Source organism: Demequina capsici (assembly GCF_032102965.1).
In the GTDB taxonomy this organism is placed as follows: Bacteria; Actinomycetota; Actinomycetes; order Actinomycetales; family Demequinaceae; genus Demequina; species Demequina capsici.
This window is the reverse complement of record NZ_CP134880.1, coordinates 337,462-350,135: the sequence shown is the minus strand read 5'-3', so window position 1 is coordinate 350,135 and position 12,674 is coordinate 337,462. Positions and strand designations below refer to the sequence as shown.

The window sequence follows — 12,674 nt, the reverse complement described above, 5'->3', positions numbered from 1 at the left end:
ACGTCTACTAAGGACCTACTTCCTGACAAATCAACTAATTCCTGGGACCTTCGGGCCGCATCGTCGGACGTGGAGTACGCATGTCAGGAGAGTCGATACCCTGGCGGGCATACGGGCCCACACCTGGGACGACGCTCCCCGCAGAGCCGGAGCACGCGCAAGGCCCCCGCCCTGACAGGACGGGGGCCTTGCGACAGCGAAGGTCAGCGGCGGACGAGCTCCGGGAGGTCGCCAGGCTCCAGCACATCGGCCAGGCAACGGTCCGCGAGCTCCGCTGCGTACGTGGCGCTGGTGCCCGCGGAACGGACCTCCTGCAGCACCGGCGCCCTGCCGGTGCGACGCTCGATCTCGGCGACGGTGTCGAGTATGTCCTGACGAGAGTGGGTCACCGGGTCGACCGTCAGGCGGACCTCGAAGGGCACGCCCGAGTCGCGCACGATGTCGAGCGCCGCATACGCGCGCCGTCCCGCCATGCCGGTGCGCGTGATCGCGGTGTAGCCGTCCGGCGTCGCCTTGATGTCGAGCGCCACCCAGTCGCAGTGCTGCAGCGCGAGCTCCAGCCGCCCAGGGAAGGCGCCCGCGGTTTGGAGTCCGACCTTGTAGCCCATCTCCTTCACGATCCGCATCGCGTCGGCCAGGGCTCCCTGCCTCGTCGGCTCCCCGCCGGAGAAGACCACGGCGTCCGTCGAGTCGCGGCGCGCCCGCAGCTCGCGTTCCACGGACTCCCACTCGACCGCGCCACCCTTGCGGGAGTCCTGCAGATCGGTGTTGAAGCAGTAGGTGCAGCGCCACGGGCAGCCCTGCAGGAGGACGGTGGAGGCGAGATGGCCCGGCCAGTCCGCGACGTTCGGAGCGCTCAGCGCCGCGATCGCGAGGTAGCGGGGATCGAAGCCCTCGCCGAAGCCCTGACGTGCGGCGTCCGCGGCGGAGGCGCGAGGTCTGTCGGCGTGCGGGACCTGGAAGGCGGGCTCCCGCTGCTCGTCGCCACCACGCGCCTTCAGGCAGACCTCCTCGAAGGTCAGCTCGCCCGACGGCAGCGGCGCGCTCCACCCTTCGGTGAACACCGGCCGGTGGAGCGGACGGAGCGGCAGCGCATCGGAGTGGTCCTCCGCGTTCGACGCGGCGGCGTCCTCCTCGCAGCACGCTCCCTGGTCACGACCCTCTCCCTTGCATTCGCCGCCGCGCCCGCCGCGACCGTCGGCCCTGCAGGAGCCGTCGCCGTGGCCGCCTCCGCAGCAGGCGTCGTCGGTGATGTCGGTGACCTGAAGCGGATCGAGCGCCATGATCGGGTACTCCTGTGGAACGGCGTCGGGGACGCGATGCGGGACGCCTCGCGACGGCCGCCACGAGACCCGTCGGACGGCGCTCAGGCGCCCGCCGACGCCCTCATTGTCGTTCGGTGACAGGCCACCGATCTGGGCAGTCGGACCTAGACGCGCGCCGGTTGCAGGGCAGACGCCGGCGCGAGGAACCCGTCCACGACCAGATCCCTGAGCGCAGTGGCGATGCCCGCCGCCATGGCTCCCATCGGCACGTCGAGCAAGGCGGCGAGCGCGCCCGCGATCTGGCCCGCCGTCAGCTCACCGTCGCAGGTGGAGACGAAGCCCGCAAGCGCGGTATCCGCCCGCACGGACCTGCCGAGGCCACCGCCCTGACGGATCAGGATGTGCTCCGGCTCATGCTCCGTGGCGCGACCGTAGGTCTCCTTCGTCACATCGGGGGCCACGACGTAGCGCTCCTCGAGCAGCGCGTCGTCCGCGCGCCCGACCTGCCAGTCGTGGGCCGCCAGGGCCGACGCGAGGTGCGCTCCCAGCGGCCCGGCGACGGCGCCCTCGTGCTCCTCGAGCCGTCGCAGCGTCGGGCGGCCCGAGGCGGGCCTGCGAAGCGTGACCACACCGAAGCCGATCGCCTCGACCCGCCTCGCATCGAAGTCGGCGAGGTACGCCTCGTAGGCGGCGCGGAACCCGGCACGGTCCCGCTCCGGCGTGACCCCCGCGTCGCGCAGCCACGTCTCGGCGTACTCCGCGGCGTCGAGCAGGTCGCGCTGGATGATCCACGCGTCGAGCGGCACCTGGGACGCGTCCAACCAGGACTCGAGCCGCTCGTCCCACGCGGCGCCCCTCCCGATCTCCCAGTTGCCCAGGTGCTGCGCGACGCCGCCGGGCGCGAGCACCGATCCGACGTGACGCATCAGCGACGCGACCAGGCCGTCACCGCCATGACCGCCGTCGCGGTACTCGAAGCTGGGCGTGCCGGGCGGGGTGATCACGAACGGGGGGTTGGACACCACCAGGTCGAACAGCTCGCCCACGACAGGCTCGAGCATCGATCCCTCGCGCAGGTCCCAATGCGCCGCAGGCGCGTTGAGCGCATGGTTGAACGCGGCGAAGTTGAGCGCCCGGCGCGAGATGTCGGTGGCGACGATCGCTCGGGCGTGCGTCGAGGCATGCAGCGCCTGGATGCCGCATCCGGTTCCCAGGTCGAGCACCCGATCCACAGGGGTGCGCATCGTCGCTCCGGCGAGAGTCGCGGAAGCACCACCGACACCGAGCACGTGGTCGCCTGCCAGCCGCCTGCCGGTGACCGCCTCGCCCTGGTCCGACGCGACCCACCAGTCGACGGTCGCCTCGCCGTCGGATCCCGCGACCGCCGTGGGACGCAGGTCGACCAGGGCTCGCACGGCGTCGTCCCCGCCCTGGCCAGCGGCTGCCAGAAGGCCCGACGCGATGGCCTGCGCCACCCCGAACTCCCCCAGCGCACGGTCCGCCTGGTCCCGCGTGAGCTCGTCGCCCAGGATGAAGAGCCTGGTCAGCAGCGCCACAGGCGCGTCGCCCAACGCTCGCGCCGCGACAAGCGCAGGCACCGTCTGCTCACGGCTCATCGCGCGGATCGCACGGTCACCCAGCGCGTCGGCCACGGCGTCGACCGTCCATCCGGCAAGGGCATCGCGCAGGCGCGGGGCCAGGTCGTCGGCCAGCGTGACGGGCCTGTCGCGGTGGAGATCGCTCACGCCCGCGAGCCTACCCGCGCGCCCGGGAGCGACGCCCGCCGACCTCCGCACCGACGGTCTGAACCAATCTCAGGTCGACGCGCCGGGCGATTCGACCGCCTCGCCGACTCGCACGACGCGTCGCGATCGGGATGGTTCGCAGTGGGGACGAGGGCCGGTCAGAGGCCAGTGAGAAGCGCACGGTAGAACGCGACGCCGCGGCCGAGCGACTCGACCTCCACCTTCTCGTTCGGCCCGTGGACCGCCGCACGCTGCGCGGAGCTCATGCGCAGCGGTGCGAACCTGTAGACGGCGGGCGCGATCCTGGCCACGTGGCGAGCGTCGGAGGCGGCGAGCATCACGTACGGCATGGTGATCGCGTCCGGGTACGCCGCGGCGACCGCATCCTTCAGCGCCAGCCACCTCGCGTCGTCGCCGCTGGGCGACACCGGCGACGGCTCGGAGGACTCGACCACATCGATCCGCACCCGATCGTCCTTCACCGTGCGGCGGATGTGGGCGACCGCCTGCGCGACCGTGCTCCCCACCGCGACCCGCATGTTGAGGATCGCCGAGGCGCTGGTGGCGAGCACGTTGTGACCGGGGCTTCCCTGCAGCTGCGTGATGGCGGTGGTGGTGCGCACCATCGCCGCCATCTCCGGGCTCACTCCGGGCAGCACCCGCGTCAGCAGCGGCCGCAGCAGGCCCGCGCGACTCAGCACGCCACCCAGACGCCCCTCCACCTCGGGGCCCACCGTCTGGAACATCTCCACCGACACGTCGTTGAGGGACGACGGGTGCGGGTGCCTCTCGATCGCGTCGAGGGCCCTCGCGAGGATGCCGGGCGCGGACTCCTTGGGCGGGGTCGAGGCGTGGCCTCCGCCGGACTCGACCGTGAGGCGCACCGTCGCGATCCCCTTCTCCGAGACCCCGATGACCGCCGCCTCCCGCTCCAGGCCAGGGAAGGCGCCGACTGTCACGGCCCCGCCCTCGTCGAGCACCAGCCAGGGAGTCACTCCACGCTGCTCGAGCACCGCGGTGCCCTCCACCGCGCACCTTCCGTACGACTCCTCGTCGGCGCTCATGAGCAGGTGAAGGTCCCGCGCGGGGGTCCACCCCTCGGCGAGCAGGGACTCGACGGCGTCAAGCATCACGGTCAGCGCGCCCTTGTCGTCGAGCGTGCCGCGACCGTGGACCCACCCGTCCTCGATCACCCCGTCGAAGGGCGGATGCTCCCAGCCCTCGGCCTGCCAGTCCGCAGGGACCGGGACCACGTCCTGGTGCGCCATGAGCACCACGGGGTCATCGGCGGAGGCGCCGGGGACGCGGAGGAGCAGGCCGGCCCGGCCCACCACCTCCGGATCGTGGGCGAACACGCGCGGGTACAGCGCGGTGAGCGCGGAATGGAGGCGGGCGAAGACCCTGGCCTCCTCCTCGGAGTGCCCTGTGGTGCTCTGCGGGGTGACGGTCGGGATCCGCACGAGCGCCGCGAGGCGGGCTGCGGTCGCATGGGCGTCCTTCGCGCTCGCGACCTCGTCGCCCGGGGTCCACGTCCCGGCGACGGACGCGCCGACGGGCTGCTCGCCGTACCCCTCGGGGCCGGAACCGGACCCGAGCACGTCCTCCGCGCTCATCGGCCGCCCTCCTGCTCAGGATCGGGGGACTCCTCGGAGCGTACGACCTTCGCGTCCGACACCACCACGTCGTGCCCCACGGCCTCCAGCGCCAGCGCCTCGGGGGACTCGTCGAGACCCCGCGCATCCGGGTCGGCGGACGTGAACGCCACCTTCGGCACGGTCAGCAGGGCGCCGACGGCCACGAACGCCGTGACGCCGCAGATGGCCCACACCGTCTGATAGCCGCTGAGCGACGCGGCCGTGGTCGTCTCCGAGTCGACGCCGTTCGCGAGCGCGAGCGCGAAGACGGCGGACGCGAAGGCGCCCCCCAAGGTCTTCGTCGTGTTGGTCAGGCCGGTGGCCACGCCGGTCTGGTGCGGAGGCGCGGCGGCCGCGGCGGTGGCAGGCAGCGCCGCGACGAGCGCGCCCGAGCCGAGGCCGGCCACGATCATCAGCGCGGTCACGGTCGGCACGCCGCCGTGCAGGGGCACCAGCAGCAGGTAGCCGGCGCCCACGAGCGTCGCGGCGGCGATCAGCACCCTGCGAGGCTGGAGGGCCTTGGAGATCCGCGCGTACAGGCCCGCGCCCACCAGGAGCGACAGCACATAGGCGCCGATCAGGTACGACCGGGATGCCGAGTCGAGACCCAGCCCGTAGCCCACCTCCGTCGGGTCCGTGCCCGCGAAGGTGGACAGCGGCCCCTGCGCGCCCAGCACCGAGACGCCGAACAGGGCGGAGGTGAGGATCACCGGCCACAGCGTGGGCCGGGTGATGAGGTGCATGTCGATGACAGGGTCGTCCTTGCGCCGCTCCACCTGGACGAACCACCACATCAGCGCGGCGCCGACGAGCACCATCGCCCATACCCACAGGGTGAACCCGTTGACGCGCGCCAGCGCCAGGCCGCCGGTGATCGCGAGCAGCGACAGCGAGAGCAGCACGGTCCCCGAGGAGTCGACCCTGCCGCCCGCGCGGACGCCCGGGTCCTCGACCTTGAGGATCACCACGAGCAGCGCGACCGTGACGAGCACCGCAGGCACTGCGAGCGTGAGGTGCAGCGGGATCAGGCCGCCCAGCTGGCCCGCGACGAGCGCACCGCCGATCGCGCCTGCCTGCAGCGCGACGACGATGAGGCCGGCGCCCTTGCTGGTGAGCTCCGCGGTGTTCGGGTGCTTGCGGGCGCGCGCGTGGATGATCGACACGTTCATGGGCAGCCACACCACGTAGAAGCCCTGGAGCGCCCACAGCAGCGTGAACAGCCAGAACGACGGCGCGAACGCCACGCCCCACGAGGCGGCCGCGGTCACGATCAGGGACCCGATGAGCACCTTGCGGTGGCCGATCATGTCGCCCAGGCGCGCCAGCAGCGGCACGACGATCGCGCTCAGCAGCAGCTGCGACGCCTCGAACCAGTTGACGTCGGCGTCGTGGATGCCGAGGTGGCGTGCCACGTCGGACAGGAGGGGCGTGTAGTAGCCCTGGAGGACGCCGGAGGTCGCCTCGACCACCACGAGGGCGCCGACGACTCCGGCGAGTGGAGCACGGGAACGGGACATGGCGGCATCCTTCCATCGCCGGGTTTCGGACGTGTGTCCAAGCTTTGAGAATGTCGGAGGGTCGGCCCGATTGAACCGGTCTCCACGCCGACTTCTCCCTCTCCTCCCGACAGTTCGAACCAATCTGGGGTCCGAAACGCGGGCGACACCCCGCGTCGCCGGTCAACACGCCGACGCGGCGCGCGCCGGGTTGGTTCGCACTGTCGGGTGGGAGGGGGGAGAGCGGGAGTCAGCGCGCCGCAGCCGCCGCCCTGTCGGCCTCGTGCTCCAGGTCTCCGGCGTGCGCACGCCGTCCCGCAGCCATGACTGCCGACACGGCGAGCGCCGCCGCGATCAGCGCGATCACCCACCGGACCCACGCGTGCGCATCGGCCCCGTAGGTGAGCGTGACGACCGCCGGAGCGATCAGCAGCGCGACCAGGTTCATCACCTTGATCAGCGGGTTGATCGCGGGGCCGGCGGTGTCCTTGAACGGGTCGCCGATGGTGTCGCCGATGATCGTGGCCTCGTGCGCAGGCGAGTACTTGCCGCCATGGTGGCCGTCCTCGACGATCTTCTTGGCGTTGTCCCACGAGCCGCCGGAGTTCGCCAGGAACACCGCCATGAGCACACCCGTGCCGATCGCGCCCGCCAGGAAGCCGGCGAGCGCGCCGATCCCCAGCCCGAAGCCGACGAAGATGGGAGCCATCGCGGCGAGCATGCCGGGAGTGACGAGCTCCCGCAGCGAGTCGCGGGTGCAGATGTCCACCACCCGCCCGTACTCAGGGCGCTGCTGGCCGGTCATGATGCCCGGCATCTCGCGGAACTGCCGCCGCACCTCGTACACGATCGCGCCCGCGGCCCGGGTCACAGCGTCGATCGCGAGGCCGGAGAACAGGAACACGGTGGCGCCGCCGATGATGACCCCCACGAGGGTCATGGGGCTGATGATCGCGTAGTCCACCGAGTCGATGGCGGCCGCCGCGGACGCGAGCGCCTGCTCGACCGCGTCAGAGTACGACCCGAACAGCGCGGTCGCCGCCAGCACCGCCGTGGCGATCGCGATGCCCTTCGTGATCGCCTTCGTGGTGTTGCCCACCGCGTCAAGGTCGGTCAGGGTCTGCGCCGCCTCCTCGTCGACCTCCCCCGACATCTCGGCGATGCCCTGCGCGTTGTCGCTGACGGGCCCGAAGGTGTCCATGGCCACGATCACGCCGACGGTGGTGAGCAGGCCGCAGCCCGCGAGCGACACCAGGAACAGCGCCAGCGGGATGGAGCCGCCCGCCACCGAGAAGAGGATCACGATCGCCCCGGCGATCACGGTCGCGGTGTACACGGCCGACGTCAGCCCCACCCCGATGCCGGACAGGACGACGGTGGCGGCACCGGTGAGCGACGTCCGCGCCACCCGCTGCGTGGGCGTCGCGGCCGTGTCGGTGAAGTAGCCCGTGAGCCACAGGATCAGCCCTGCCAGCCCGATGCCGACGAACACCGCGAGCGTCGCCATGAGCCGCGGGTCCCCCTCCAGCTCTGCCAGGCGCGACCCGGAGAGCTCGGCGAACGAACCCGGCAGGTACACGTACGCCGCGATGGCCGAGAGGACCGCGCCCACCAGGGCGGACGTGTAGAAGCCGCGGTTGATCGCCTTGAGGCCCGACTCGCCCCGCCGCACCTTGGTGAGGAAGATGCCGACGGTGGCCACCAGCGCTCCGACGGCCGTGACGATCAGGGGGAAGATCAGCCCGTCCTCGCCGAACGCCGCCTTGCCGAGGATCAGCGCGGCGACCAGCGTCACGGCGTACGACTCGAACAGGTCGGCGGCCATGCCGGCGCAGTCGCCCACGTTGTCGCCCACGTTGTCCGCGATGGTCGCCGCGTTGCGGGGGTCGTCCTCGGGGATGTGCTGCTCGACCTTGCCCACCAGGTCCGCGCCCACGTCGGCCGCCTTGGTGAAGATGCCGCCGCCCACGCGCATGAACATGGCCAGCAGCGCCGCGCCGAAGCCGAACCCCTCCAGCACCGCAGGCGCGTCCTCACGGAACAGGAAGACCACCGCGGCCGCGCCCGCCAGCCCCTGACCCACGACGCCCATGCCGACCGCGCCGCCCGTGCGGAACGCGATCCTCGCGCCCTTCGACCGCCCGTCCTCCTCGGTCGCCGCCGACGCGACACGCACGTTCGCCCGCACCGCGAGCCACATGCCCATGTAGCCGATCGTCGCCGAGCATCCGGCCCCCAGCAGGAAGAACAGCGACCTGCCCACCCGCACGCCCGCATCCCCTGGCAGCAGGAAGAGCAGGGCGAACACGACGGCCGCGAACACCGCCAGGGTGCGCAGCTGCCGGTTCAGGTACGCGGACGCGCCCTCCTGGACTGCGCCCGCGATCTCCTGCATCTTCGGGGTGCCCTCCCGCGCGCGCAGCACCTGTTGGCGCAGCGTCCACGACAGCAGCAGGGCCGCTGCGGCGATCACGCCGATGACGACGACGATGAGAAGGCTGTTGGATCCCAGCTCCACGGATCCTGCGACGGCGACGTGCATACGTCCTCCTGGGGGACTTCCCCGCAGAACTCCGTTGTCACCGCAGGGCCGGTGAGTCGACTGTAAGGGACGATAAGGACAGGTGCACCCGCAGACGCGCGCACCCAACGTTTTCCGCCCGGTGCGCGTCGACACTGCGAGAGCGCCTCATGACAGCCATGCGAGGGGATGGACGATGACCGACTGGCGGGCCACGATGGAGCAGCTCGTCCGCACGCGCGAACGGGCACTGCTCGGCTACGCCTACCTCGTGTGCGGGGATCCTGTGCAGTCGCAGGACCTCGTGCAGGACGCCCTGGTCCGGACGTTCTCCAAGCCCCGCCCGGGGCTGGAGATCGACAAGGCCGAGGGCTACGTCCGTCGAGCCATCACCACGGTCTACATCGACCAGTACCGGCGCGGGCAGCGCTGGCAGCGGGTCAGGCACCTGTTCCAGTCCGACGAGGTGGGGGACGACGAGTTCGGCCCCATCGACGCCGGCGCTGAGGTGGCCGACGCGTTGCGGACGCTGCCACCGCGGGTGCGCGCATGCGTGGTCCTGAGGTACTTCGACGACCTCACGGTCCCTTCGATCGCGAAGGAGCTGGAGATCGCCGAGGGGACGGTGAAGCGCTACCTCAGCGACGGCATCGGCCACCTGGAGCAGTCGTTGGGCGCTCTCGACGATGCCGACAGGGCAGCGGAGACCGTGGTGGTCTCCAGCCGAGGTGGAAGGAGCGGATCATGAGGCTTTCGGACTGGCTGCATGGCGAGGTCGAACGGAACGCGGGCGACGGGTCTCCGCTGGACGGCACCCAGGTGTCGATCGCGGAGGCCGCGCGCCGGGTGCAGCGACGCAGGACGATGCGCGCGTCGGGTGTGGGAGCCGTCGCGACGGTAGCGGTGGCCGCGGTCGCCGCAGGGCTGGTGGTGCCGAACCTGCAGCGCGACAAGAGCTCGGACCTGGGGAGCACGGCCGACGTTCCTGCGATCGGCACCGCGGAGGACGCCGCCGGGACCATGCTCGCGGCCGGGTACTGCGGCGGCACCGTCGACGGCCTCGCCTACGGCACTGCCTCCGTGTCCCTCGCAGGCGCCCTCACCCAGGGCGACGCGACGACGGAGTACGAGCCCGGCCAGCAGATCGACTGGTCCGCGACCGCCACCGCGCTCGAGGACGTGCACCTGGCTGCTGGGCGCCCGTTCACCTACGCGTACGTGCTGTGGGACGGCATCATCGTGGCCACCTATCCCAGCGCCGACGACCCGGTCACGTCCGACGCCAAGCTGCTGGACCTCGCGGAAGGCGACACCTCCGTCGACACCGGCTCCATGGATCTGGTGAACTGCTGGGACGGCACGGCGCTGCCCGCAGGCAAGTACCAGGTGGTCCTCACCCAGGAGTACTGGAACGAGGACCCAGTTCCGGTGCCGACGCTGAGCCCCGCGCCTGAGAAGCCGGTTCCCAGCGAGCCTGCCGCGACCTCGACCTCCGCCCCGGATGCGACCAGCACAGCGGTGGAGCCCTCAGGCCCCTCGACCTCCACGGTCGCGCCCGACTCGACTGGCGTGGCGGACGGCCCCGCCGGCACGTCGGCAGGCTCGACCGGGAGCGGGATCGCGGCTGACACGGGCTTCAGGGTGGTGTCCGACCCGATCGACATCGTCGTCGCGGGCGACCCGGTGGCCGACCCGTTCGCTGCCTACCTGGGCGGCACCGACCCGACCGCACCGCCCGCCACGGCCGTGCCGGACGACCTGCTCACCCCCGACGCCGCCCGGTCGCTCTACGAGCAGGGCCTCTCGGGCGCGTGGGACATGGCCCCCGGGACGCAGCGCGTGGTCCTCACCCAGGACAGCACCGACACCACCGGCGACACGTGGAACACCGGTTACTACGGCTGCGCATACGACGGCGTCGGCTCTGCCTTCCCGCAGCAGTCCGCCGCCATCGACCTGCTCGGGGTTGACTTGACGCTCCCGTCATCGATCAGCGTCAGCTACGGCTGGGTCGTGGACGACAACCCTGAGCTGTCCGCCACTGTCACGAACACGTCGGGCTGGACCCTTCCGTACTGGTACCAGACGACGCCCACGCTGGTGCTGGTGCGGGACGGCGCGGTGGTCGCGAACGCCTACACCACGAGCCTGGACCGCTACGGCAACGCCTACGTCGCACAGGGTTCGGCCGCCACGCTGTACGGCGCCGACGGATCGGCGGCGTCGAGCTCGGCGATCGGTTCCGACATCGCACTCCCTTACTCCGACGGGTACATGGCGCCCGGTGCGTCCTTCACGTCCGAGTCGCTGTGGCGTGAGGTGGACGCGTGCGATTCAGGGGCGGGTCTGGCCGCCGGCACGTACACGGTGCTCGAGCAGCGCTCGGTGTACGTGGACTCCGGGTACGCGTACTACGGCGATCCCGCCGCCGCAGCGGAGGGCGACGGCACCGAGGGCGGTGCCGCGACCAGCTCATCGGGGCAGGCCGCCAAGGGATCGTCGGGCACGGCCGACGCGGCCGTCGCCCCCGCGCCCGCACCGGACATGTACCCGTACGACTACGTGGAGCTCACGATCTGGACGTCGCTCGGGACGGTGCAGGTGACGGGCTGACGCCCGCGGGATCACGGCCGCCGCGGGTCGACCGCGGCGGCCGTCACTCCTCCGCCGGCTCGACCTCCGACCCTGCGGACTCCGCCGGGTCCAGGTAGGACGCGTCGCGTTCGTCCATCTGCTCGATCTCACCGTGGCCCACCAGCATCTCGGGTGCGCGTGCGACCAGCAGCCATACGGGCAGCAGCGCGATCGTCAGCACGGACAGGCTTGCCATGGAGCCGCCGAACACGGCGGCCATGAACAGCGCCAGCCAGCCGTTGCGACCGATCGCGAGCACGGCGCCCAGCACGCCTGCGGCGACCGCGAGCGCGAGCGGCATGGACGGCATCAGCGCATGTCCGAACAGACCTGCCGCAGCACCGATGAACACGGCCGGGAAGATGCGGCCGCCGCGGAATCCCGCCGCCGCGGCCACGACGAGCGCCGCGGTCTTGACGAGCGCCAGACCCAGGAGCTGCCACGTGCCGTACGAGTCGAGGTGGGAGATGAGGTCTCCGGTCTGGGCCGCGCCCTTGAAGAGGGTGAGCGGGCCCCCGACCCATCCGAGCAGGCCGAGCACGACGCCTCCGGCGGTCGCGTACGCGACCGGGTGGTTCAGCCTGCGGAACAGCGCGTGGAGCGGCGGCATCGTGATGGACGCCGCCATGCCGAACACGGCCGCGATCAGTGCGACGACCGACGCGGTGACCAGGTCGATGAGGTGGGGCGTCGTGTACTCCGGCAGGTCGAGCTTGAAGGACTGCGCGTGCAGCAGCTGCATGGTGATGGTCGCGGCGCCGGCCGCGATGAGCGGCGCGAAGAGGCGGTCCCACAGGAGCCCGCCACGCTTGGCGGCGGCGACGAGCTCGGTCATGAGGAGAGCCGCCGCCACCGGGGTGCCGAACATCGCGCCCAGCATGCCTGCTGCGGCGAGCATGAACGCGCCCTGCTGCCCGATGTTCGGGGCGATCCTGCCGAGCAGCCACACGGTCAGGGCGACGTCGATCGCGATGATGGGGCTCTCGGGACCCAGGCTGACCCCGCCGGCGAGCCCCAGGATGAGCACCAGGGCTACCCCTGGCAGCGCGCTGATGCGCAGCACGGGCGCGAACAGCTCGACCGTGGCGGAGTCGTGGCCTCCGTGCCCTGGCACCTTCCACACCGCCAGGCCCACGAGCAGGCCGATCCCGCTGAGGACGATCAGGGTCCACCACCCTGCGGGCTCCTCCACGCCGAGCGCCGACGGCAAGCCGTCCCAGAGCACATGCTCCAGGCCTTCGGAGACCATGTCGATCCCTGCCAGGAGCAGGCCTGACAGCACCCCGACGATGAGGGCCGGGATGGACACGAGGGCCAGCTGCCTGGGGCTGGGATGTGGTGCGCCGCTCACCTTCGCGAGCCTAGAGCAGTCCGTTCGC

Annotated in this window: 8 protein-coding genes; 2 read left to right on the top strand and 6 right to left on the bottom strand. The window is 71.7% G+C overall.

Going from position 1 to position 12,674, the window contains the following annotated elements:
- Positions 1–203 precede the first annotated feature (203 nt).
- From RN607_RS01745 to RN607_RS01725, 5 genes are all read right to left on the bottom strand, one after another.
- Positions 204–1,283, bottom strand: a complete 1,080-nt coding sequence (locus RN607_RS01745; RefSeq protein ID WP_313499211.1) for an anaerobic ribonucleoside-triphosphate reductase activating protein — start codon at positions 1,281–1,283, stop codon at positions 204–206.
- A gap of 146 nt (positions 1,284–1,429) precedes the next feature.
- Complete coding sequence (locus RN607_RS01740; protein WP_313499209.1) at positions 1,430–3,010, bottom strand: DUF7059 domain-containing protein; 1,581 nt, start codon at positions 3,008–3,010, stop codon at positions 1,430–1,432.
- A gap of 158 nt (positions 3,011–3,168) precedes the next feature.
- Positions 3,169–4,623 (bottom strand): M20/M25/M40 family metallo-hydrolase, encoded by a 1,455-nt coding sequence (locus RN607_RS01735; RefSeq protein ID WP_313499207.1) that lies wholly within the window; start codon positions 4,621–4,623, stop codon positions 3,169–3,171.
- Positions 4,620–6,161, bottom strand: coding sequence for an MFS transporter (locus RN607_RS01730; protein WP_313499205.1), 1,542 nt, complete (start codon positions 6,159–6,161; stop codon positions 4,620–4,622). The genes RN607_RS01735 and RN607_RS01730 overlap by 4 nt, the downstream gene beginning before the upstream one ends.
- A gap of 229 nt (positions 6,162–6,390) precedes the next feature.
- Positions 6,391–8,682: a sodium-translocating pyrophosphatase gene (locus RN607_RS01725; RefSeq protein ID WP_313499203.1), complete on the bottom strand. Its 2,292-nt coding sequence runs from the start codon at positions 8,680–8,682 to the stop codon at positions 6,391–6,393.
- A 175-nt stretch (positions 8,683–8,857) separates the two neighbouring features.
- Here RN607_RS01725 and RN607_RS01720 point away from each other — a divergent pair, with 175 nt between their 5' ends.
- Positions 8,858–9,409 carry a sigma-70 family RNA polymerase sigma factor gene (locus tag RN607_RS01720; RefSeq protein WP_313499199.1) on the top strand — a complete coding sequence of 184 codons (552 nt, stop codon included), beginning with the start codon at positions 8,858–8,860 and terminating at the stop codon, positions 9,407–9,409.
- Positions 9,406–11,274, top strand: coding sequence for a hypothetical protein (locus RN607_RS01715; RefSeq protein ID WP_313499196.1), 1,869 nt, complete (start codon positions 9,406–9,408; stop codon positions 11,272–11,274). The genes RN607_RS01720 and RN607_RS01715 overlap by 4 nt, the downstream gene beginning before the upstream one ends.
- 43 nt (positions 11,275–11,317) lie before the next feature.
- Here the strand turns inward: RN607_RS01715 and RN607_RS01710 are convergent, their stop codons facing one another.
- Entirely contained in the window at positions 11,318–12,646 is a 1,329-nt protein-coding gene (locus RN607_RS01710; RefSeq protein ID WP_313499193.1) for an ion channel protein, read from the bottom strand.
- Positions 12,647–12,674: the final 28 nt, after the last annotated feature.